This is a genomic window from Devosia sp. MC521, from assembly GCF_014127105.1.
Taxonomy (GTDB): domain Bacteria; phylum Pseudomonadota; class Alphaproteobacteria; order Rhizobiales; family Devosiaceae; genus Devosia.
This window is the reverse complement of record NZ_CP059902.1, coordinates 761,651-784,938: the sequence shown is the minus strand read 5'-3', so window position 1 is coordinate 784,938 and position 23,288 is coordinate 761,651. Positions and strand designations below refer to the sequence as shown.

Below are 23,288 nucleotides of genomic sequence, written 5' to 3'. Positions count from 1 at the left end.
TTTACAGGTCCTCCTCACGGTCGCTTTCAAGGGAAAGCGAAATGGCCGAGATCGTGCCGAAGACGACGAGATAAACGCCAATATCGAAGAACATTGGCGTCGATAGCGCCACCTCATTGCCGCCCACGCTCATGAACCACCAGATCGAGGTCATGAACGGCGCATCGATAAAGACGCTCAATAGGCCCGAGGCCCCCGCCAGCAGCACGCCAATCCCGGCGAAGGCCAGCGGATCAAGCCGCAGCGCTTTGCGTACCGTCGGCACGCCCACAGCCATGCCGTAAACGGCAATGGCGGACGCAGCGATCAACCCACCGATAAAGCCCCCGCCCGGCTCATTGTGACCACGCAGGCAAATGTACCAGGAGAAGACCAACATGGTCGCCACGATCAGCGGCGCAAGCGTGCGGAAAATGACGGTGTTCATGGCGTCACCTTCTTGGCCTTGCGCGGCACTGGAGTCTTCTTCGCCACAGGCTCTTTCTTGGGGCGACGCAGCAGCGCCAGAATGGCCATGCCTGCGCCCATCACCACAGCGATCTCACCCAGGGTATCAAAGCCGCGATAGTCGACGAGAATGACGTTAACGATGTTATGGCCATGGGCAATCGGCACGCTGGTCTGGATGAAGAAGTCCGAAAGACGGGTGTTCAACTCGCCGTTGAGCACCAGCATCAAGAGAAGACTCACCCCGGCCCCGCAAATGATGGCAATCGTGCCGTCGCGCGCCCAGTCTTCAAACGGCCGATGATCCTTCACATCAAGCCGTAGACGGCTCATGACAAAGGTCAGCACTACCACCGAAAGCACTTCCACCATCAGCTGGGTGAAGGCCAAATCCGGCGCACCAAAGATCAGGAAGATCAGCGCAACCGACGTGCCCTGCACGCCCAGCGCCAGAATGGCGACGAGGCGCGTCGGAGCGCACAGCACTGCCACCAGCCCGATGATCGCCGTAATGAAAATCGCCCACTCGTAAAAATGGAGGCTCGGCAGCACAAGCCGCTGGCTCCAGTCACCCAAGTCACGGGTCGGCACCAGCCAGTCGAACCCGCCCCAAGCCAGCATCGGCCCAAACAAGGCCAGCCCCAAGGCGCAGAAGACGACGACGAGATAGATCTCCAGCTTGCCGTGATGCAGGGTTTGCGTCACCCGCGCCGAAAAGCGAATGAGGCCGAACATGACACGATCGAACACAGTGTCTGCCGTCCAGCCAATTGCCGCGTCAAACTTGCGAAGCATGCTGCGCAAACGATTGGCTTGCAGATAGGCGACCACACCAACGGCCCAAGTGGCAATCGAGAGCCAGACCAACGGCGAGGTGACATCGATCGCCAAAGACAAATGGCTTTCAACACCGCTTCCGCGAATGGCGCTCGCAGCGGGCTCCAGAATATTGGCACCAACAAAGCCCGGCATCGCACCAAGCAGCACACCGATCACGCCGAGCAAAACCGGCCCGACCAGCATAGCAATCGGAGCCTCGTGCGCATGCTTGGGCGTATCGATCTGTGGCCCCATGAACGGCTTGATCATCACGATCATTGCCACACCCGCCAAGAGACCATTGCCAAGCAGCAGCACCGCCAGCGTCAGCAAAACTGTCCACTCGCCAGAGAGGAGCCCCGCATACATTTCTTCCTTGGCGAAATAGCCAAGGGTGAGCGGCAAGCCGATCATCGAGAGAGCGCCGAGCACAGCGCCCGCAAAAGTCACAGGCATTGCGTTGCGCAAGCCGCCGAGGGCGGTGATCTCGCGCGTACCTGTTTCATGATCCACCGCGCCCGCGACCATAAACAGGCCCGCCTTATAGCAGGCATGCGCCACGAAATAGACGGCGACACCGGCCACGGCATAGCTTGAGCCAAGGCCCAGCAGCAGGACCAGCACACCCAGCGATGCGATGGTGGTTTGTGCCAAGATTTGTTTGAGATCGGTCTGCTTGATCGCGCCCAGCGCACCCCACAACAGGGTGATACCACCAAAAATGGTGAGAATGCTCATCCACTCCGCTGTTCCGCCAAGACTTGGGGTCATGCGGGCGAGAAGATATACCCCCGCCTGCACCATGGTGGCAGAATGGAGGAAAGCCGACACCGGCGTTGGCGCTTCCATAGCGTTGGGCAACCAGAAGTGCAGCGGAAACTGAGCACTCTTGGTAAAGGCCGCCCCGAGGAAGCACAGCAGAACGACAAGATAGAGCGAATGCTCGCGCAGGACATCGCCCATGCCGCGCACAGCACTCATCTCCCAAGTGCCGGTGAGCACATAGACGAGGATCGCCCCGGCGAGCAGGCACATGCCGCCGATATTGGTGATCACCAGGGCCTGAATTGCCGCCCGTCGCGCCGCCTGGCGCTTATGATCAAACCCAATCAGCAAGAAGGAGGTGATCGAGGTCAGCTCCCAGAACACGAATAGCCCAAGCAGGCTATCGGCCAAGACGAGGCCCAGCATGGCGCCCATAAAAGCCAGCATAAAGCCAATAAAACGCCCCTGATGTTCATGCCCCTTGAGGTAAGCGCTGGCATAGAGAATGATGAGCGTTCCAATGCCCGAAATGGTCAGTGCAAAGACCAGCGCCAGACCATCGACAAAAAAGCTCAAACCAATCCCATAGGCCGGAATCCAGTCCAGCGAGGTGGCAATTGTTTCGCCATTAACCACCGCTGGCGCGAAGCCGGTCAAATAGTAAAAGATCGCAGCTGGGACGAGTGCCAGAGCCAAACCACTAATATGACCGAACAACCGCCCGAGCAGTGGCGCGAATACCGCTGCAACAAAAGGCGCGATCGCGGCCATACCAACATAGTCTTGAGTATCGAGCTCCAAGCGGACCGCCTCTTATCAACAGTTCGATTCTTATTGCGCGCGAGATTCGGACCTTAAAGAATGACTGGACTGTCACAAGCAAAATCCGTCCCCGCCGGTACGCCAGTTTCGCTTTTCAACGTATTCCGGGCTGGCAAAACCCGACGGGGCGTCCTATCTCCATGTCACTTCACCTGCATGTCATCGCAGGCCCATTGGAGAGATCATGACTGAGCTCACACCGCCCGTCGCCAAGCGCGTTTTCCATAGCCACACGCATCACGGTGTCACCGTTGAAGACCATTACGCGTGGCTTCGCGCTCAAAACTGGCAGGCGGTGATGCAGGACCCATCGGCACTCGACGGTGAAATCCGCACCTATCTTGACGCCGAAAACGCTTACTACGAAGCCCATTTCGGCAAGCCCACCGAGGCGCTGCGCGATAAAATCTTCAAGGAAATCAGAGGCCGCATCAAGGAAGACGACAGCGGCGTGCCGTCTCCAGATGGTCCTTACGCCTACAACACCCGCATGCTTGAGGGTAAGCAATACCCGCTGATCGTCCGCACCCCACGTGAGGGTGGCGAAGAAACAATCCTGCTCGATTGCAATGCTGAAGCTGGTGAAGGGTACTTCGGTTTTGCCGGAGCATCTCACGACAATACCCATAGCGTTCTCGCTTGGGCGGCGGACCGCGCGGGCTCGGAATATTACGACATCGTCCTGCGCGACATCGCCACCGGCGTGGACCGCGACGAGGTCATCAAAGACACTGCTGGCGGCTTTGTTTGGAGCAATGACAGCTCCTCGATTTACTACGTCGAATACGACGATAACCACCGCCCCTTCCGCGTCCGCCAGCACATCATCGGCACGGCGCAGGACAGCGACGCCGTTATCTATGAAGAAGAAGATCCGGGCTTTTTCGTCGGCATCGACAAGACCCTCTCGGAAAAATTCCTCATTATCGACGCCCATGATCACCAGACCAGCGAGGTCTATCTGATCGACGCGGAAAACGGCGGGGACCCAATCCTCGTCGCGCCGCGCGTGGTTGGTCGTGAATATGAAGTCGATGAACGCGATGGTCTGCTCTACATCCGCACCAATGCGGACGGGGCCGAAGACTATAAAATCGTTACCGTTTCTGCAGACGCCCCGGCGCCAGAAAACTGGACCGATCTCGTCCCCCATAAGGAAGGTGTTCTCGTCCTCGACGTCGCCCTTCTCAAAAACTACATGCTCCGACTTGAGCGCGAAGATGGTCTGCCGCGCATCGTCTCCCGCGATTTACGTACCGGCAAGGAAGAGATCGTCGGCTTTGATGAAGACGCATATTCGCTCGGCATGGCGACGGGCTACGAGTTCGACACCGCCGTCTTCCGCCTCTCCTATTCTTCCCCAACGACACCGCAGCAGCTCTTCGACGTAAACCTCGAAACGGGCGAGCGCGCGCTCCTCAAGACGCAGGAAGTCCCCTCTGGCCATAACCCAGAAGGCTATGAAACCAAGCGTCTTTTCGCCAAGGCTGCCGACGGCGAAGAGGTTCCTGTTACCCTGCTCTACCGCAAGGGCCTCAAGCTCGACGGCTCCAACCCAGTGCTGCTCTACGGCTATGGCGCCTATGGCATGTCCATGCCTGCGGCCTTCTCGGTTTCAAAACTTTCGCTGGTCGATCGCGGTTTTGTCTATGCCATTGCCCACATCCGTGGCGGCATGGAAAAGGGCTATCGCTGGTATCGCCTCGGCAAGACCGCACACAAGACCAACACCTTTGGCGACTTCATCGCCTCCGCAGAAATGCTGATCGCTGAGGGCTATACCTCAGCTGGCAAGATCGTCACCGAAGGTGGCTCCGCTGGCGGTATGTTGATGGGTGCCATCGCCAACATGCGCCCGGACCTTTGGGCAGGCGTCATCGCCAACGTGCCCTTCGTCGACGTCCTCAATACCATGCTCGATTACACCCTGCCCCTCACCCCGCCGGAATGGCCAGAGTGGGGTAACCCAATCGAGTCCGAAGAAGACTACACGCGCATTGCGTCCTACGCGCCCTATGAGAACGTCGCCGCGCAGGAATACCCTCCGCTCTTTGCGCTCGCCGGTCTCACCGACCCACGCGTGACCTATTGGGAACCAGCCAAATGGGTCGCCAAATTGCGCGCAACCAAGCTGGGCGATGCACCATTGTATCTCAAGACCAATATGGGGGCAGGACATGGTGGCGCCTCTGGGCGTTTCGAACGCTTCAAAGAGACCGCCGAGTGCTATGCCTTTGCGATTAAGTCGGTCGGAATGGACGAATAGTCTATTTCACAACATTGTTGTGCCGCTTCAGGCTGATATAAGGTCAGTCGAAATTCGGCGTCGCCATCGGATTACGATTACACTCAACGGAGGCTTTTATGACCACCAAGTTCACCCTGCCGCCACTGCCTTACGCATACGACGCTTTGGGCCCGTACATGTCGGCAGAGACGCTTGAGTTCCACCACGACAAGCATCACCAAGCTTATGTCACCAACGGCGAAAAGCTGCTGGAAGGTTCGGGTCTGGAAATCCTGCCACTTGAAGACATCGTTCGTGAAAGCTTCGGCAAGAACGCTGGTCTGTTCAACAACGCTGGTCAGCACTACAACCACGTTCACTTCTGGAACTGGATGAAGCCAAACGGCGGCGGCAACAAGCTCCCAGGCAAGCTGCAGGCAGCAATCGACAGCGACCTCGGTGGCTTCGACAAGTTCCGCGCAGACTTCATCGCTGCTGGCACCACCCAGTTTGGTTCGGGCTGGGCATGGCTGTCCTTCAAGGACGGCAAGCTGGAAGTGACCAAGACTGCCAATGGTGAATCGCCACTCGTACACGGCGGCAAGCCACTGCTCGGTGTCGACGTTTGGGAACACTCCTATTACATCGACTACCGCAACGCGCGTCCAAAGTACCTCGAAGCTTGGTTCGACAACCTGGTGAACTGGGAACACGTAGAAAAGATGTTCGAAGAAGCCACTGCCTAAGCCATTACTCTGAAAAGAGTTTTTGCGCGCACCCGTCGATCTTCGGATCGGCGGGTTTTTCTTTATCTACAGCCAATCCTTTAACGTATGCCCGCGCTGCTTCTTTGCCTCATCCTTGCGTGTTAACAATGCATTAACGCAAGAAGGAATCGTTCTTGGTCGCTCGAGGCAAGACAGTCGCTATATTGGCCGCCACCCCCGCACTTACCGCTGTTTTGGCGATGGTGTTGGCCGGTGACTCGCGCCTGCGCGTCCGCACATTCGAAAGCGACATTGAGCTGTTCGCCTATATGCGCATTGCCCCGCTTGATCTGCTGGTGGTGGATTTCGACCGTGATGGTCGCCCTGCCTATGAAATGGTAGAGGCCATTCGCCTAGACCCAAGCTTCGTCAACCGCGATCTGCCGGTCATCGCCCTCACCCGCCGCATTACCCCCGACACGCGCGAGCAGTCGGTCTCTGCTGGCATTGATGAGGTCGTCGTTAAGCCCATGTCGCCCCGGCACCTGCTACAACGCGTTCAGCAGCGCCTTCTCAAGCACGACGTCGTTGGCACGGTTGACTTCGGCTATTTTGGCCCCGACCGCCGCGGCATTCTACCCGAGCCAGACGTGCACCCGACCCGTCGTTTCAGCGACAATATTGTGCCCTTCGTGCCCCGTGTGAGCCTCGAAGCCCCGCAGCCGACAGTATAAAGCTGGGCTATTACCGCGAAGATTGGTGACATCCCACATCTTCCAGTCACCAACTCGGCCGCGCTCATTCCTAACTGCACCAACGTTCGTTTTTTCGTTGATTAACAATACTTAGAACACTATTTCTGGCGGCATTGCTGCCGTCACGTTCTGAGATATTAGATGCATTTTACCCGCCTTGCCTTTGCCACACTGCTCGCCTCTAGCGCTATCATCGGCACAGCGCATGCAGTTATCCCGACATCAGCAACCGTCACGCTCAATTCAGGCTCCTGCGCCACAGGTCAAATCAGCCTAGCCGTCTCGGCCGAGCTGGGAGCGCTTAACAGCGACTACAGCATCTATTTGGTCGACAGCAGCAATAAGATCCTGCGCTCCATAGATGATACCGCCCAATATCAGTCCACCAAATGGGTCGCTTTCTATCTGCAGGCCCCATTCTCGACCGCGCCCCTCACCCTATACTTGCAGGATCGAACAACTGAAAAAACCCGCTATTCCATGGGCCAGACCCTGCCCACCTCGCTAAGCACCATGGAAACGCTCAACACGTTCACGCTCAGTGCGCTCGACAGCACCTGTGCTGTTGAAGAGGCGGGTTTTGGCGCGCGACAACAGGCCAAGCAAAGCTATCTCACCGATCGCATCAACCTGCTCGGCAACTCCATCCGTCCGACAGGTCAGCGCATTTCGCGCCTCAATGGTCAGCGCACTGGCTCGGACATGAACGGCGGCGACGTGCTCAATTACGTCTCTTCCTTCGCCGCCACCGGCAGCCTGCCGGTCTCTGCCTCGCTCTCTGCCATTGCCGATGTCGATCAATCCGGCGAGATGCGCACAAGCCCATATGACGTCTGGCTGGAGGGCACGTTCTCGCTACTCGAAGCTGGTGGCCAGAACGGTCGCGCGACCTCCGCAGCCATTGGCGCGGATTACCTCCTCACCCCTGATCTTCTCGTCGGTGGTTTTGTCAGCATCGACCGCTTGGACAATTTTGAAACCGCCACCGACACCTTCTCAGGCACCGGTTGGATGGCAGGTCCTTACCTCACCACCCGTTTGACCGATCAGCTATATCTCGATCTCACCGCAGGCGCTGGCACGGCCGCCAACAAGAAGAGCAATTCTTCCGGCGAGGACAATTTCAATTCCACCCGCGCCTATCTCAACGCTACCTTGGAAGGCCAGTTCGGCGAGGAAGCCATTCGCTTCACGCCACGCCTAGGCCTCAACTATGCCGGTGAATGGGCTGCTGGCTACACCGACCATAACGGCGCTTGGACCGATGCTACCTCAAGCACTTCAGGCAGCGTCTTTGCTGGCCCCGGCGTCACCTTCACCGCCCATGATAGCGATATCACTCGCTCCCTAACCTTACGCGCCGATGCCAACACCACGCTCGGGGATGGGGCACAGCTCACAGCAGCTCTGGAAGCTGCTGTTCAACTCGGCTTTGCCAATGGCGTTGATCTGTCCGCCCGCGCCAATTGGGCAGGCATTGGTACCAGCGCCAAAACGCTGAGCCTCTCGCTCAAAGCCAGCGCCGGTTTCTAAGCTCAAGTATCCCCGCTTCGGCGGGGATATCTTTGCTGATTCTTAACCATGAGATTGCTCGGCAAACACGGCTCTGTTAGCGCTGACACCACGTCCAAGCTGCATCTCGCAGTGTTATTCTGAGCGCCCTATGTCCTTTACCCGCCTCGCCTTTCTCGCTTTCTCACTCACGGCAACCGTCACAACCTCTGCCTATGCAGCCGCCTATAGCCACGAAGATTTCGGCTCTTCGGTAGAGACCTTTGCAGCGGGCCACGCGGACATTCTGGGTGCAAGCCTGATCTCGTCGCAGCAGCGCCTCGCGCGCCTCGTCGGCGGCTCCACCGACACCGGCCTCACCCAGGGTGAGATGCTCAGCTACATCGCATCCACCTCCCCAAGCGCTGCCGCAACTGCTGCTGCCGTGCAGGCCGCGGCACCGAGCTACAACCCATTCGCTGCTTGGGTCGATGGATCGTTCAGCTATCTCGAAAGCAACAAGGGCTCCGGTCGTGCCGTTCTGGGCGCTGCCGGTGTCGATTACCGCGTGAATTCATCCCTTCTCGTGGGTGCATTCGTGTCGATCGACAAGCTGAACGAGTTCAAGACCGAGTATGGCACTGTCGACGGCTATGGCGTGATGGTCGGCCCATACATGACCGCCCGCCTGACTGAGCAGCTCTCGCTCGATGTGACTGCGGCGGTTGGCGCTGCCAAGTACACCAGCCAAGTGCCCTTTGGCGGTCTCGACGCGACCACCGATGCAACACGTGCTTACTTCAATGCCACGCTCAACGGCGTTTTCGGCGAGGACAGCATTCGCTTTACGCCGCGCGCGGGCCTGACCCACGCCGCTGAATGGACCAATGGTTACACCGACGGTGGCTACGTCGCGGGCGAAACCTATTCCAAGACTGTCGTCTTCGCCGGTCCCGGCGTGACCCTCGCCCACACGGCTGATGGCATCACCAGCTCGGCAAGCTTGAATGCCGACCTCAAGTCGACCCTTGGCGACAAGTCTCAGCTGTCGGGCGCCATTGAAGCTGCGACCAAGTTCGAATTCGCCAACGGCTTCGGTCTCGGCGCTAGCGCCAGCTATTCGGGCATCGGCACGTCCGACCGTTCCCTGAGCCTCTCGCTCAAGGCCAGCGCCAGCTTCTAAGCCTCTTACGCGCTAACATACCAAAAAGCCCCGCATAGCTTTCCTATGCGGGGCTTTTTAACGACTAGAGAAAGAGCGTTAGCGGCGCTGTTCCAGCGCCCAAACGGTCTTCCCCCACAGGTCTTCAACCGTTTCGGCAAACTGAATATTGCGGTCGAAATTCTTGACCGAATGAGACAGAACGTCGTTGGCAAAGCCGCGGATCACCTCAAAGGCCCGATGGTGATTGAGCATAATAACCGGGCGATTGTGCTGGCTCGACCAAGCCCCAAACAGAGCAAGGCCTGAACTGAGCGAGCCCGGCAACGCGACCAGCGCTTGCGTCCGCTCCGCCAAAGCGGCATGGCGCTCACGCTGATCGGGAATGACGCTAATCGGCACGTCAGCCAAGGCTGGTGGCAGTGTGACGCTAGCATCGGCCAACACTTCCACCACGCCCCCCGCAGCGCGTGCGGCGGTGATCAGCGGAACGGGCACAATGCCATCTTCGGCCAGACAAATCAGCTTGGCGCCCTTCCGCGCAAAGACGAGACCAAACTCACTCATGATGGAGGCGCGCTGCGGATCGCCCGGACCACGATCGGAAGCAAAAACGGCAAGTGTAGGCGTCATATTTGAGCTCATCGACGGCGCTTCAACGAACCGAAAATACCGCGCACGATTTCGCGGCCAAGTGTATTGGCGACGGTGCGGGCAAAGCTCGTCGCAGCAGCTTCGGTGGGGCTTTGACGGGTCGACCGGCGCGGCGCGGCGTCGCGTTCTTCCTTGGCCTGGCGGGCCAGTTCCTGTTCGCGCTCTGCCTCGTAGGCCGCACGCTCTTCCTGCAGTTCAATCTCTCTCGCGCGCTTGTTGAGGATTTCATAAGCGCTCTCGCGGTCGATCACGGAATCATAGATCCCGCCCACGGGCGAATTGGCGATGGTTGCGTCGCGTTCTGCCGGGGTTAGCGGGCCCACCTGCGCGCTCGGCGGACGGATCAACGTGCGCCCAACAATCGATGGAATACCCTTGTCTTCCAGCACCGAAACCAGAGCCTCACCAATCCCCATTTCGGTGATGACCGCTTCGGTCGAAAACGCTGGGTTGGGGCGGAAGCTCTCGGCGGCCACGCGCACGGCCTTCTGCTCACGCGGGGTATAGGCGCGCAGCGCGTGCTGGATGCGATTGCCCAGCTGCGCAAGCACACTTTCCGGAATATCGGCCGGGTTCTGCGTTACAAAATACACGCCCACACCCTTGGAGCGGATGAGTTTGACAACCTGCTCGACCTTGTCGATCAGTGCCTTGTTAGCGCCGTCAAACAGCAAGTGCGCTTCGTCAAAGAAGAACACGAGCTTTGGCTTGTCCATGTCGCCCACTTCCGGCAGCTCTTCAAAGAGTTCCGAGAGCAGCCACAGCAGGAAGGTTGCGTAAAGCTTGGGGGCCTTCATCAGCTGGTCCGACGCCAACACTGAAATAAAGCCCTTCCCATCGGTATCACGACGCATCAGGTCGGCGATTTCAAGCGCTCGCTCGCCGAAGAAATCGTCCGCGCCCTGCTGCTCCAGCACCAGCAGCGAACGCTGAATAGCGCCAATCGAAGCCGTCGTCACATTGCCGTAACGCGCCGAAATTTCTTTGGCGCGGCCCTGAATTTCGACCAGCAGAGACCGCAAATCCTTTAGATCAAGCAGCAGCAGACCTTCTTCGTCGGCCACGCGGAAAGCGACGTTCAACACGCCTTCCTGGGTGTCGTTGAGGTCGAGCATCCGCGCCAGCAGCACGGGTCCAATTTCCGAAATCGTCGCGCGGACCGGGTGGCCCTGCTTGCCATAGAGGTCCCAGAACATGGTCGGGTAGACATCGTCGACATAGTCATCAAAGCCGATGTCGGTCGCCCGCGCTGTCTGCCAGCCCTGCGCCACGCCAAGCTTGGCAATGCCCGAGAGGTCGCCCTTAATGTCGGCCGCAAAAACCGGCACGCCCGCGGCAGAAAACCCTTCGGCAAGCACCTGCAGGGTGACGGTCTTGCCCGTGCCCGTCGCGCCGGTCACCAACCCGTGGCGATTGCCATATTTGAGATTGAGATATTCGGGCCTATCGCTCACACCAAGAAAGATTTTGCCGTCAACGAGCATGAGCCAACCTCCTAATCTTCAATACATCCATATAGCCGCGCTCGCAGCGCGCTCACAAGCACGAACCGTCAGGTCTCAGGCTTTGTATCGCCACGAGACCGCATGACGGCCGTCGCATTCAGCTCCAGTTCAGCGACCTACCAATAGAGCTTTTACATGGAGGGACGAATGCGCCACATCATGACACCACTCATCGCCGCCTTGCTGGTTTCGCCAGCCCTTGGAGATGCGCTGCAAGACCAACGCGCACCCGACTACTCGGGCCCAATGCTGGTCGATTACCGGCCTGTGATGTGCGTGCGCGCGCCCTGCCCTCCAGGCGTTTACGTGATCGAAGGCGACGGTTTCACCACGCGCGCCCGCACAGTGATCATCGAGGATGCTGGCGCAATCAATCAATATAGTGGCCAATATCTTGAGGTCGAAGATATCAGTGGCTCCATATGGCTCGGTGCCGATGCAATCGGCACCCCACTGCCATTGGACGTAGTCTATATTGCGATAACGCCAGAACCAGCGCCGACGCCTTAGAACGCGTCGACCGCCCTCATCTCGCCCACGACCGTACCGCGTACATTCCTGATCGGCTGGCGTGCAAACTGCTCCAGCACCGCGCGCTGGGCGTCGTTCGGATCAGCATACTTCAGCAGCAGTCCCGAAATCATCGCGTGGCTCGCAGCCATATTCCCGTCGTCACACTTGAGCGCATAGCCCCAGCCCTTGGAGCGGATCGCGCCACACTGCACGCCTTCCGCGCCACCTTTTTGCATCAGCTCACCCGCATAGGCGTTCATGATCAGCGTATCGAGATGCCCTGTGCCCGCCACGAGGTGCGGATGCTTGGTCGCTGCATTGAAGAGCGCTTGCGCACCTTCAGCGTAATGGCTCGGCAGGCCCTCGCCCGTCGCCATCTTAGCAAAGCCTGTCGCCCAAGCCCGCAGCGGCGCCGCCCAGGTCGGGATCGAGCAGCCATCCGTGCCGCAGCGATCTTCGGTGAGGCTCTCGCCGATCACTGTTTCAACCGCTTTGCGCACGGCCTTCTGTACAGCGTGTTCGCGTTCGACATAGCCGTGCGGATCAACGCCCATGGCCAGCGCCACGCTGAGCATGCCCGAATGCTTGCCCGAGCAATTATTGTGTAGCGCACTGGGGTTTTCGCCCGCCTTACGTAGCGCGTCACGCGCCGCGTCATTGGTCGGCATGTGCGCGCCACATTCAAGGTCAGCAACGCTCAGGCCCATGCGCCCGAGGAAGGCGCTGACATTGGAGGTGTGGTCGTCTTCACCGTGATGAGAAGCACAGGCCAGCGCCAGTTCTTCCGTACGGTGATGGAATTTTTCGATGGCATGCTGGTCAAATATCGCCAGCGCCTGCATGGATTTTACAGCCGAACGCGGGAAGATTGGACGCTCAACATCGCCACCAGAGGCGATAACATTGCCTGTTGCATCCACAATGATGAACGCGCCGCGATGACGGTTCTCAACCCAGTTGCCGCGTAGGACTTCGGCGAGAATGGGGTTTGCGTCCATAACAAAAAACTCCGGTTCGTGCTGTCTTGGAGGAACAGCGCCGAACCGGAAAAGTCAACATGCATGGGTTGGAGGCAGAAAGCTTGTGATCAGAACCACTGATCCGTGGGGGTGAGGTAAGAGGCGTTCACCCAGCCGCGCATATGATAAACTTCCACAAGGCACCAATCGGCGGAATTCTTGGCAGAATTGTCGATGCAACGCTCGACCCAAACATCCGTACCGTTTGGAACTGCGCTAATCTTTTGCGAGTAGGACGCCGGCCACTTGCGGATATTGAGATTATCCCAGCTGGCCACACCACTCACCTGAGCGGTCGATTGAACATGATAGCCGGCAGCCATTGCTGGCTGGACCGCGAAGGCTCCTGCTGCGACCAATACGAGGCCACAGAGCGATGCCATCAAAACCTTTTCCTGTGCCTTGTTCATCGCCGTCTCCTCTCGGTGATCTCTAGCGTTGAGATGACACTAGCTTCTCCCAATTGAACTCAGCCTGATCCCCTCATTCAGATTGGGTTCATGTTTTTTCGGCCTCTCCCCCAGCATCAGCCGACCTCCCTCCCCTCGTTGGAAGGGATTGAGGGTGAGGGAACGCAGCCCCAACTTGCATACCTCTTGTGCGCATTCGCCTCATTGTGCCAAAGGCATAACTCGCGCCTTCTTGCGCCTTGGCAATTCGCCGAGACGAGTTTGTAGTTATGACTTTTATTCCGCTCGACCACCCGGATCGTCACGCCATTATGGACGAGGTTCACGCCCGTCCAGTCGAAATCCTGCCATCCGAATGCCGCTTGCGCCGCTTGGTTCTGGTCATGCCGGGCGAGCCGGGCGCTATGCAGCGCGCGTTCCTGCGATTTGCCGATTTCCGCCTCGCGTCGGGCGTCGAACTCGAACTGGCAGGAAGCCGTCAATACAGCTTTGAAACGCCCACCCGCTCTGTCACCTGGGAGTTTCATACAGAGTTCGTCACCATCACATGGCGCGATAGTCTGACCGGCGCGGATAATTTCCCGAACGACATTGGCCTTGAGGCTATTGGCGAAGGCCAGTTGCTTGGCGCGGTTCGTATCGACGTCATTGCCGATCACACCATTCCCGATCGCCTGATCCCGGGCTTCTCGCTTGCCAGCCTCTGCCTGTCGAACGTTGAAGACGGTAAAGCGCAAGTCGTGACCGACTTTATTCCCGATGCCGAAAAGTTCACTCGCATCGAGTTTGCGGCGGGAGCGCTGACGCCCTTGCGCCGCTCCATTCTCACCCGCCGCTTGCTCGAAGTCGAAACCTATCGCGCCATAGCGCTGCTCGGCCTGCCACTCGCGCGCGCCGCATCGCCTGATCTGCGCGGCATGGAGAGCGAACTCTCGAGCGTCATCAATTCGCTGTCTGAAGTGGTCGATCCCGCCAGTGCCAAGGGCGTGCTCCACGGTCTGCATGAATTGTCGGTGCGCTCGGGCCAAATGGCGGAACGCCTTGGCTATCGCTTTGCCGCTGGTCGCGCCTATGGCGAAGTCCTCAATTCGCGCCTCAAAGGTCTGCGCGAAAGTGGCACCGACAAGGGTTCTACCCTGTCGCGCTATATCGCCAACCGCGTCGAGCCAGGTCTGGCCACTTGTGCCGCCATCGAGCAACGCCTGCGCGTCTTATCGCGAAAGATCGAACGCGCCATTGGCCTGCTGAACGTGCGCATCGGCGTTGATATGCAGGTGCAAAATGCCTCGCTGCTCGACAATATCGCCCGCACCGCGCGCAGCCAGTTCCTCCTCCAGCGCACCGTTGAAGGTCTCTCGACCATCGCCATCAGCTACTACGCGCTCGGCATTGTCGGTTATCTCTTGGGCGGTCCGCTCTATCATTGGAACATCGACAAAACGATGGCGCTCTCGATCTTCGCGCCTTTCGTTGTGCTGCTGGTCTGGCTCTCCGTTCGCTCCGTCCGCAAGAAGCACGAAGGCCACTGACCCAAATGCAAAGGCCGCGGATCATCTCCGGGGCCTTGTTCTTACCGCAGCCAAAACATTGGCTTTAAATCCACCGAGATCGGCTCATTCTTTTCATTGGTGGCCATGATATCGGCCATATGCGCCCACCAGCGCTGCATCACGGCCGTATTCGGCAGATCGTCCATGGTGTGATCGACGCGACGCCACAGCACGCCAAAGAGCGTATTGGTCTCCTCGTCGAGATGGATGGAATAATCCTTCACCCCCGCCTCGTGCAGTAGGTCCACCAGCTCGGGAAAAATCTCGTCGTGACGTTTCTTATATTCCGCTTCCATGCCCGGATTGAGCTTCATCTTGAAAGCGTGTTTTTCATATCCCGCGTCCGTAATCACGCCCGTCGCTCCTTCATCATCCGATAGAGAATTGGCAGGGCGATCACGACGATCAGCAGCCCACCAGTAAAAATGCTCATGACAATGCCGGGCACATTGAGCAGCCCGAGCCCAAATGTCACCAGCCCGATAATCAGCGCTGCAATCACCACACCAAGGATAGATCCGGCCCCGCCGAGGATCGACACCCCTCCCAGCACCACCATGGTGATCGCTTCCAGCTCCCAGCCCTGCGCGATGGAAGGCCGCGTTGAGCCCAGACGCGCGGTCAACAACACTGCCGCAATGCCGCTCATCAGGCCTGTGAGGCAAAAGAGGATGAACCGCACCCGATCGACGCGCACGCCGGAAAACTGCGCCGCCGTCGCATTATTGCCAATGGCAAAGACGCGCCGACCAAAATTGGTTTTGTGCAGCAGCACATAGAAAATCACCGCGCAAACGCCGAACAACACCAGCTCAAACGAGATCACCCACCAGACATATCCCTGCCCGAACCACGAAAAACTGGCCGGATAACCCTTATAGCTCTGGTCCCCAAGAACGATGAAAGCGATCCCGCGAAACAGGCTCATCGTGCCGATGGTGACAACGATGGAAGGCAGTTTCAGCCGAGTGACCAACACGCCATTGAAGGAGCCGCAGACCAGCCCAACGGCAACACCCACCGCCACCAACACGGGCGTATCCGCCCCAAATTGCAGTGCCAGCCCCATCAGCGTCGAACACAAGGCAATGATGGAGGCGACCGAGAGATCAATCTCGCCAGCGATAATCAGCAGCGCCATCGCCAGCGCAATCAGCGCCTTTTCGGTGAAATTGAACGTGAGGTCCGAGAGGCTCCAGGCGTTGAGGAAATAGGGAGAGGCAAAGCTATTCGCGATGAAAATCCCAATTGCCACGAGAACCAGCAAGCTCTCCCAACTCAACACCCCCGCCTTCCAAGAACTCCCTAAGCGGTCTGGGAGGCGTCTTGTTGTTATGTCTGTCATCTCTTCCTCCCGAAACTCAATCTCCCAGCACCCACCAGCCAAACCTCCCTCCCCCTTGAGGGGAGGGCCGGGGTGGGGGTAACTACGCCCCCCGCAAAATCACCCGGCCCTTGCTCCGCTCGCCACGCGCATTGAGCACCACCGCCAGCAAGATCGCCGCACCGGAAATCGCCATTTGCCAGAAGGGCGACACGCCGATCACTGGCAGCGCATTGTTGACGACGCCGAGGAACAGCGCCCCCAACAACGCCCCACCAACCGTGCCAATTCCCCCAGCAATCGACACCCCGCCGATCACACAAGCTGCGATGATGTTGAGTTCATAGCCGCTCGCCACTTCCACCGAAGCGATCACATAGCGGGAAATCCAGAGATAGCCCGCCAGCCCCGAAATCGCCCCGGCCAGCACAAAGGCATAAAACTTCGTCTTGCCGACATCGATGCCGGTGTAAACCGCCGCCGTCGGATTTACGCCAATGGCGTAGAACGCCCGGCCCAGCGGGGTCCTTGTCATCAACACATAGACCAGCGCCGCCACCACAATCGCAAACCAGCTCAACACCGGCAGGCCCAGAAACACGCTGCGCTGCAGCTGGATAAAGTCTGGGCTCATCTGCGCTGCGTTCACCCAAGCACCGCCCGAAATGACGAAGACCATCCCGCGGAAAATCGTCAGCGTTCCCAGCGTCACAACAATGGCCGGAATGTTCAGCTTCCAGACGAGCAACCCATTGAACGCTCCCATCGCAGCGCCAACAACCACGCAGCCTAGAATAAGCAGTGGCACTGGAATAAAAGGGAAAGCCGCATTAGCCATAGCCACAATCATGCCGCTCAGCGCCAGATTGGAGGCCATCGACAAGTCGATACAGCGGGTCAGAATGACCGCCATTTGCCCCAGCGCCAACATCATCAAAATGGACGTATCGTTGAAGACGGTCAGCAAGAAGCTCGGCTCAGCAAAGCGCGGAAAGCGCAGTGTCACGGCTAAGATCACGGCGACAATTGCCAGCCCCAGCCAGATTTCGCGGTGTTTGAAAAGGCTCTTCATGCCGCCTGCTCCTCAGCAATACCGGCGGCCAGGCGCACCAGCGTTTCCGGTTGCAACCCAACATTGACCAGCGTGTCGACCACCAGCCCCTCGCGCATGACGACGATCCGGTCACTCATGCCCAACACTTCGGGCAGCTCGGACGAGACCATGATGACGCTCAATCCCTGCGCCACCAGCTCGCCCATGAATTCATGCACCGCCGCCTTTGAACCAATGTCGATGCCCTTGGTCGGCTCGTCCAAAATGATCACCTTCGGCAGCGTCGCCAGCCATTTGGCGATCACCACTTTTTGCTGATTTCCACCCGATAGGGTCGATACATTCTGGCTCAGCGATGAGGCGCGCAGGTCAAGCCGCTCTGTATAAGTGCGCGACAGCGCAAACTCTTCCGCCATGCGCAGAAATCCGCTGCGGCTGGTCTTGTCCAAACTTGGCAGCGAGACATTCTTAAAGATCGGTTCGCCGGTAATAACGCCCTGCTTGCCGCGCTCCTCAGGCACGTAAACAATCCCGGCCTCCACCGCGTCGGCGGGGGATTTTGGCGTGAGTGTTTTGCCCTCTAGGCTGATGCTCCCGGCGCTGGTTTTGGTCAGTCCGAACACCGCCTGCATCACCTCAGAGCGCCCAGCCCCGACGAGCCCGTAAAAGCCGAGGATCTCGCCCTTTTTCACCTCAAAGCTGACGTCATGAAATTCGGTCGGGTGGCAGAGCCCCGACACAGCCAGCACCGCTTCGCCAAACTGCGCGGTCCGAGCCGGGAAAATGTGGTCAACCGAGCGGCCCACCATCATCTTCACGATGTCCGTTTGCGGGGTGTCTTTGATAAACCCCTTGCCCACCATTTCCCCATCGCGGAACACGGTGTAGCGGTCCGCAATGCGGTAAATTTCGTCGAACTTATGCGAGATGAAGAGGATCGCTTTGCCGTCGGCTTTGAGAAGCTCGATCAGCACATAAAGATCTTCAATTTCCTTCTGGCTTAGCGCCGCGGTCGGCTCGTCCATAATGACCACTTGCGCCTCGACGCTCAGCGCCCGCGCCACCGCTACCAGATGCTTCTTGGCAATGCCGAGTTCCTTCAGCGGCGTCGTCGCATCAATCCCTGCCGCCATAGAGTCCAGCGTCAGCTGCGCCTCGCGCTTCATCGTCGCCCAATCGATCAGCCCAAAGCGCGTCTTGGGCGCATGGCCGAGATAGATGTTTTCCGCCACCGTCAGCTCATCAAACAGCACGGTTTCTTGGTGGATTGCGGTAATGCCCGCCGCCGAGGCCGACACTGCCGTCGGCAAGGTCACCGCCTTGCCATTGACTGAAATAGTGCCGCCATCCGGCTGGTAAATCCCGGTCATGGTTTTCACCAGCGTCGATTTTCCAGCGCCATTCTCGCCAATCAGCGCCGTCACTTCACCGGCATAAAGCTCCAACGAAACCTCATGCAACGCCCGCACACCGGGAAAGCTTTTCGAGATGTTTTCAAGAGTGAGAATGGGCGTTTTCATATTCTTGATCCTTGGCGCCACTGTCCCGCGCCGCTCTCATCACAAGCTCGATATGCCTCCCTCCCCTTGAGGGGGAGGGAATGAGGGTGGGGTGATCGACCGGCGTATCCCAATAGCTTCCAGATGCTCGATGCAACTCCCCCACCCCTACGGGGAGAGGGTGGGGTGAGGGGGCCTTGCCAGTAAAGCTGACGCCCCCACCCTGCCTCCCCCGCAAGCGGGGGAGGAGCACGTTCTGTAGTCTTGAAAAGATCGCGTTCCCAACACCAGTCCAGTCCCTCCCCCTGTTTCAGGGGGAGGCTAGGAAGGGGTCAGTAGATCTTCGAAAACTCTTCGATATTGCTCTTATCGAACTGGAACGGCGCGGCCATTGCAGCGGAGTTGGTGTCGTCGAGCGTGACTTCACCCACCTTGCCGATGGAGAAGGTCGCGCCCGGCTTGGCTTCAGCACCATCAACCAAGGCATCCGCCAGCATCACTGCCGAATAGCCCAGATCAATTGGGTTCCACAGCGCCACCGCCTGGCTCGCGCCATTGTCGATGAACTGCTTGAACTCGCTTGGCAGCGCCAGCCCAGTAACGTTGATCTTGCCGATCAAATTCTGGTCGGTCACCACCTGAGCCGCCGCGACAACGCCAACGGTAGTTGGTGCAATGATCGCCTTAAGGTTCGGATGGGCTGCAATCAGACCACGCGCTTCTTCGGTCGACTTCACGCTGTCGTCGTCGCCGTAAACGGTGGCCACGAGGTTGATGTTGGAGAACTTGGCTGGAATGGCTGCCTTCGCCGCTTCAATCCATGCGTTCTGGTTGGTCGCGGTCGAAGCCGCCGAAAGGATCGCAACATCGCCGCCTTCAGGCAGGAAGTCTGCCGCCAGCTTGATGATGGTTTCCCCGATCAGACCAACGTCGGATGGGTTGAGGTGGATCTGGCGGCCTTCTGCAGCAACGCCAGAGTCCCACGAAATGACCTTGATGCCGCGTTCCATAGCGCGCTTGAGCGCTGGAACGAGGGCGTCCGGATCGTTGGCCGAGATCGCAATGGCATCAACCTGCTGAGCGATCAGCGAGTTGACCACTTCGATCTGTGCTTCAGCAGTTGCAGCCGTTGGGCCGGTGTAGATCACTTCCACATCGCCCAATTCAGCGGCAGCTTCCTGCGCGCCCTTATTAGCGGCATCGAAGAAGCCATTGCCGAGCGATTTCACGACCAGCGCGATGCGGGTCTTATCCTGTGCCATGGCTGGCGCGGCCAGCATCACAGCGGTTGCAGCTGTTGCTGCAAGAAGAGTCCAGAGCTTCATTATTTCCTCCCAGAAACGAAAACCTAGTCTGTGTTTGGGCTTAGGCCGCGTCCCCCTGCGGTTCCGCCTGTCCCATCGCATCCGCGATCACCAGCTTCACCCCTGCTTCCTCAAGCATCAGGCGATCTGCGTCGCGGATCCCACCGTCGGTAATGACGGTAGAAATTCGGTCGAGCCCACAAAGAATGAGGCTCGAGCGACCCGAAAATTTCGAACTATCGGCCAAAACGATCACTTCGTCGGCCTGCCCGATCAGCGCCAGTTCCGACTGCACCACCATGGGGTCAGCCTCCATCAGGCCATGTGACCCGATCCCCTGACAGCCGATGAACATGCGCTTGGCGTAAAAATGGCTCGCCACCACGCCACCAAAGGGCGACAGGATGACGTTTTGCTCGCGATAGATCGTGCCGCCCGGAATGACGACCGAGTTGCGCGAATTGTGGATGAGAAACTCGGCAATGGCGAAGCTGTTGGTGAACACACTCAGCCGCTTTTCCATCAGATAATGCACCATCTGATAGGTCGTCGTGCCACCGTTGATAATCACCGGCTCGCCATCGGCGCACAGCTCTGCCGCTGCTCGCGCAATAGCGCGCTTTTGCGCGATATTGATCGTTTCATTGACCGAGAATGGGCGGCCCATCAGCCCACCCTGTGCTGGCGGGGTCAGCGCTTCCGCGCCCCCTCGCACCCGGCGCAACTTGCCTTGCTCGTCCAGCGCCGCAATATCTCGGCGGATCGTCGCTTCCGACGAACCGGTAATGTCACACAACTCCGCCACCGTCACGACGGGGCGCGATTGCGCAGCAGCCAGAATAACGCGATGGCGTTCGGTTTCGTGCAAGTTGTTTCTCCCTGCCCTTAGTGCTTCCACCTCTTCCAAGCAGAGTCAATCATCATTCGCAAGGTTTCGATCATTTCCATTCACACGTGAAAGATTCTGATCGAAGCTGATTGACACCTTGCAGGATTGGTGAACTATTTTCACCCCTGACTGACCGCGCTCTGCGGCGAACAATGCGTCCATCTACGGGTTATGCCCACGGAAGCGAGTTGAAGAGAATTGCGGCTCATAGGAAAGGGCCGCTTCTGGGGAGGAAATTGCCATGTCCACTGTGCCGAAGCGCCTCGAAAACCTATGGGACGATGCCAAAGCCGCATCGCTGAGCGAGCCAGAACGTCTGGTCTACCGCTCCAATCTCTTGGGCTCCGACAAGCGCGTCACCAATTTCGGTGGTGGCAATACGTCCTCCAAAATCTGGCAGAAAGATCCGCTCACAGGCGAGACCGTTGAAGTGCTTTGGGTCAAGGGCTCCGGTGGCGACAATGCTTCCATTAAGCTCGATGGTTTTTCGACCCTCTATATGGAAAAGCTGCGCGCTCTGAAGGGGCTCTATCGCGGCCTTGAGCATGAAGACGAGATGGTCGGCTATCTTCCCCACGCCACCTTCAATCTCAACCCGCGCGCCGCGTCCATCGACACGCCGCTCCACGCTTATGTGCCGCGCCCCTATGTCGATCACATGCACCCCGATGCGATCATCGCCATTGCCGCTTCCAGCAATTCCAAAGAACTCACCCAGCAGATCTTTGGCGACACCATCGGCTGGCTCCCTTGGAAAAAGCCGGGCTTCGAGCTTGGCCTATGGCTTGAAAAGTTCTGCCATGAAAACCCCTTCGCTAAGGGCGTCATCCTTGAAAGCCACGGCCTCTTCACTTGGGGCGACGATCCAAAAAGCTGCTACGAAACCACCATTGCCATTATCAATCAGGCAATCGAGTGGTTTGAAAACCAGACTGCCGGCAAGGTGATCTTTGGTGGCGCTGTCACTAGCTCCCTTCCCGCCGCAGAGCGCCGCGCCATCGCCGCCAAGCTGATGCCGAAAATTCGCGGCTTTATCTCTGAGGACAGTTTTAAGCTCGGCCATTTCGACGACAGCGACGCCGTGCTGGAATTCGTCAATTCCAAGAATTTGCGGCCTCTGGCGGCGCTCGGCACCTCATGCCCTGACCATTTTCTGCGCACCAAAATCCGTCCGCTGGTCATCGATTTCGACCCGGCCAATCCGGACGTTGATGCGGTCATCACCGGTCTTGCCGATCAGATCGCGGCCTATCGCGCCGATTACGCGGCCTATTACGAGCGCTGCAAGCACGACAACTCGCCCGCCATCCGTGACCCGAACGCGGTCGTCTATCTCATGCCGGGCGTTGGCATGTTCACCTTCGCCAAGGACAAGGCGACAGCCCGCATCTCCGGCGAGTTTTACGTTAACGCCATCAATGTGATGCGCGGCGCGTCCACCATCTCGACCTATCAGGGCCTGCCGGAACAGGAAGCCTTCGACATCGAATATTGGCTGCTTGAAGAAGCCAAGCTCGCTCGTATGCCAAAGCCAAAGTCGCTGGCTGGCAAGATCGCTCTCGTCACCGGTGGCGCAGGCGGCATTGGCAAGGCGACCGCCATTCGCCTCTTGCGCGAAGGCGCTTGCGTCGTCCTCGCTGACATTGACCAGACCGCACTCGACAGCGCCATTGCCGAACTCTCGTCCGTCTTCGGCGCCGATGTGGTCCGCCCGGTCAATATCAACGTCACACGCGAAGAACAGGTCACTGCAGGCTTTGCCCATGCCGTGGTCGAATTTGGCGGCCTCGACATTCTCGTCTCGAACGCCGGCCTTGCCTCTTCCGCCCCGATTGAGGACACGTCCCTCGAGCTCTGGAATAAGAACATGGACATCCTGTCCACTGGCTATTTCCTCGTCTCGCGTGAAGCGTTCCGGCTGTTCCGTCAGCAGAAAATCGGCGGCAACGTCATCTTCGTGGCCTCCAAAAATGGTCTCGCCGCTTCGCCAAACGCAGCCGCCTATTGCACCGCCAAGGCCGCCGAAATCCACCTTGCCCGCTGCCTCGCGCTCGAAGGCGCTGAAGCGCAGATCCGTGTCAACGTCGTCAATCCAGACGCCGTTCTGCGTGGCTCGAAGATTTGGGCTGGCGAATGGCTCGAACAGCGCGCCTCGACCTATAAGACCGACAAGGACGGTCTTGAGGAAATGTACCGCCAGCGCTCAATGCTGAAACGCTCCGTCTTCCCCGAAGACATTGCCGAAGCGATCTATTTCTTCGCCTCAGACGCTTCAGCCAAATCCACTGGCAATATTCTCAACGTCGACGCGGGCAACGCCCAATCGTTCCCGCGCTAAGCTTGGCTCCAAGAGTCAGCAACAAAACTCGATA

The 23,288-nt window shown here is 58.5% G+C and carries 20 protein-coding genes; 8 read left to right on the top strand and 12 right to left on the bottom strand.

Annotation, left to right across the window (positions count from 1 at the left end):
* Position 1 precedes the first annotated feature (1 nt).
* Together H4N61_RS03735 and H4N61_RS03730 are read right to left on the bottom strand one after the other, a co-directional pair.
* On the bottom strand, positions 2 to 427 hold the full coding sequence (locus H4N61_RS03735) for an MnhB domain-containing protein (RefSeq protein WP_169194644.1): 426 nt from the start codon (positions 425 to 427) through the stop codon (positions 2 to 4).
* The gene (locus H4N61_RS03730) at positions 424 to 2,832 is read right to left on the bottom strand and encodes a putative monovalent cation/H+ antiporter subunit A (protein WP_349236474.1); all 2,409 of its coding nucleotides are present in this window, start codon (positions 2,830 to 2,832) and stop codon (positions 424 to 426) included. Before H4N61_RS03730 ends, H4N61_RS03735 begins: the two co-directional genes overlap by 4 nt.
* A gap of 205 nt (positions 2,833 to 3,037) precedes the next feature.
* Between H4N61_RS03730 and H4N61_RS03725 the strand changes: the two genes are divergently transcribed.
* The 5 genes from H4N61_RS03725 to H4N61_RS03705 all read left to right on the top strand — a co-directional run bounded on the left by H4N61_RS03725 (position 3,038) and on the right by H4N61_RS03705 (position 9,216).
* On the top strand, positions 3,038 to 5,119 hold the full coding sequence (locus tag H4N61_RS03725; protein ID WP_169194643.1) for a S9 family peptidase: 2,082 nt from the start codon (positions 3,038 to 3,040) through the stop codon (positions 5,117 to 5,119).
* Positions 5,120 to 5,217: 98 nt separating this feature from the next.
* The gene (locus H4N61_RS03720) at positions 5,218 to 5,826 is read left to right on the top strand and encodes a superoxide dismutase (protein ID WP_169194642.1); all 609 of its coding nucleotides are present in this window, start codon (positions 5,218 to 5,220) and stop codon (positions 5,824 to 5,826) included.
* A gap of 155 nt (positions 5,827 to 5,981) precedes the next feature.
* A complete protein-coding gene (locus H4N61_RS03715) occupies positions 5,982 to 6,521 on the top strand; it encodes a response regulator (protein ID WP_169194641.1) in 540 nt (179 codons plus the stop codon).
* 162 nt (positions 6,522 to 6,683) lie between these two features.
* Entirely contained in the window at positions 6,684 to 8,075 is a 1,392-nt protein-coding gene (locus H4N61_RS03710; RefSeq protein ID WP_169194640.1) for an autotransporter outer membrane beta-barrel domain-containing protein, read from the top strand.
* Between the two features lie 130 nt (positions 8,076 to 8,205).
* Positions 8,206 to 9,216: a hypothetical protein gene (locus tag H4N61_RS03705; protein WP_169194639.1), complete on the top strand. Its 1,011-nt coding sequence runs from the start codon at positions 8,206 to 8,208 to the stop codon at positions 9,214 to 9,216.
* A 78-nt stretch (positions 9,217 to 9,294) separates the two neighbouring features.
* On the opposite strand, the gene H4N61_RS03700 is transcribed toward H4N61_RS03705, so the two are convergent.
* Both H4N61_RS03700 and H4N61_RS03695 read right to left on the bottom strand, forming a co-directional pair.
* Positions 9,295 to 9,828, bottom strand: a complete 534-nt coding sequence (locus H4N61_RS03700; protein ID WP_169194638.1) for a hypothetical protein — start codon at positions 9,826 to 9,828, stop codon at positions 9,295 to 9,297.
* Between the two features lie 8 nt (positions 9,829 to 9,836).
* Complete coding sequence (locus H4N61_RS03695) at positions 9,837 to 11,333, bottom strand: helicase HerA-like domain-containing protein (protein ID WP_169194637.1); 1,497 nt, start codon at positions 11,331 to 11,333, stop codon at positions 9,837 to 9,839.
* A gap of 168 nt (positions 11,334 to 11,501) precedes the next feature.
* On the opposite strand from H4N61_RS03695, the gene H4N61_RS03690 reads away from it, so the two are divergent.
* Positions 11,502 to 11,864 carry a hypothetical protein gene (locus H4N61_RS03690; protein WP_169194636.1) on the top strand — a complete coding sequence of 121 codons (363 nt, stop codon included), beginning with the start codon at positions 11,502 to 11,504 and terminating at the stop codon, positions 11,862 to 11,864.
* Here H4N61_RS03690 and H4N61_RS03685 read toward each other — a convergent pair.
* Positions 11,861 to 12,865 (bottom strand): asparaginase, encoded by a 1,005-nt coding sequence (locus H4N61_RS03685; RefSeq protein ID WP_169194635.1) that lies wholly within the window; start codon positions 12,863 to 12,865, stop codon positions 11,861 to 11,863. The two genes, H4N61_RS03690 and H4N61_RS03685, sit on opposite strands and share 4 nt — an antisense overlap.
* Positions 12,866 to 12,954: 89 nt before the next feature.
* Entirely contained in the window at positions 12,955 to 13,296 is a 342-nt protein-coding gene (locus H4N61_RS03680; RefSeq protein ID WP_169194634.1) for an SH3 domain-containing protein, read from the bottom strand.
* A gap of 269 nt (positions 13,297 to 13,565) precedes the next feature.
* Here H4N61_RS03680 and H4N61_RS03675 point away from each other — a divergent pair, with 269 nt between their 5' ends.
* The gene (locus tag H4N61_RS03675) at positions 13,566 to 14,825 is read left to right on the top strand and encodes a DUF3422 domain-containing protein (RefSeq protein ID WP_169194633.1); all 1,260 of its coding nucleotides are present in this window, start codon (positions 13,566 to 13,568) and stop codon (positions 14,823 to 14,825) included.
* Positions 14,826 to 14,866: 41 nt separating this feature from the next.
* Here the strand turns inward: H4N61_RS03675 and rhaM are convergent, their stop codons facing one another.
* From rhaM to H4N61_RS03645, 6 genes are all read right to left on the bottom strand, one after another.
* Entirely contained in the window at positions 14,867 to 15,196 is a 330-nt protein-coding gene (gene rhaM, locus H4N61_RS03670) for an L-rhamnose mutarotase (protein ID WP_349236478.1), read from the bottom strand.
* Positions 15,196 to 16,191: an ABC transporter permease gene (locus tag H4N61_RS03665; protein WP_169194632.1), complete on the bottom strand. Its 996-nt coding sequence runs from the start codon at positions 16,189 to 16,191 to the stop codon at positions 15,196 to 15,198. Before H4N61_RS03665 ends, rhaM begins: the two co-directional genes overlap by 1 nt.
* A gap of 82 nt (positions 16,192 to 16,273) precedes the next feature.
* Positions 16,274 to 17,242, bottom strand: a complete 969-nt coding sequence (locus H4N61_RS03660; protein ID WP_182395037.1) for an ABC transporter permease — start codon at positions 17,240 to 17,242, stop codon at positions 16,274 to 16,276.
* Positions 17,239 to 18,744, bottom strand: a complete 1,506-nt coding sequence (locus H4N61_RS03655) for a sugar ABC transporter ATP-binding protein (protein ID WP_182395036.1) — start codon at positions 18,742 to 18,744, stop codon at positions 17,239 to 17,241. Before H4N61_RS03655 ends, H4N61_RS03660 begins: the two co-directional genes overlap by 4 nt.
* A gap of 311 nt (positions 18,745 to 19,055) precedes the next feature.
* Positions 19,056 to 20,048, bottom strand: a complete 993-nt coding sequence (gene rhaS, locus H4N61_RS03650) for a rhamnose ABC transporter substrate-binding protein (RefSeq protein WP_169194629.1) — start codon at positions 20,046 to 20,048, stop codon at positions 19,056 to 19,058.
* A gap of 40 nt (positions 20,049 to 20,088) precedes the next feature.
* Entirely contained in the window at positions 20,089 to 20,895 is an 807-nt protein-coding gene (locus tag H4N61_RS03645; protein ID WP_169194628.1) for a DeoR/GlpR family DNA-binding transcription regulator, read from the bottom strand.
* A gap of 262 nt (positions 20,896 to 21,157) precedes the next feature.
* Here H4N61_RS03645 and H4N61_RS03640 point away from each other — a divergent pair, with 262 nt between their 5' ends.
* Positions 21,158 to 23,254 (top strand): bifunctional rhamnulose-1-phosphate aldolase/short-chain dehydrogenase, encoded by a 2,097-nt coding sequence (locus tag H4N61_RS03640; protein ID WP_182395034.1) that lies wholly within the window; start codon positions 21,158 to 21,160, stop codon positions 23,252 to 23,254.
* Positions 23,255 to 23,288 lie beyond the last annotated feature (34 nt).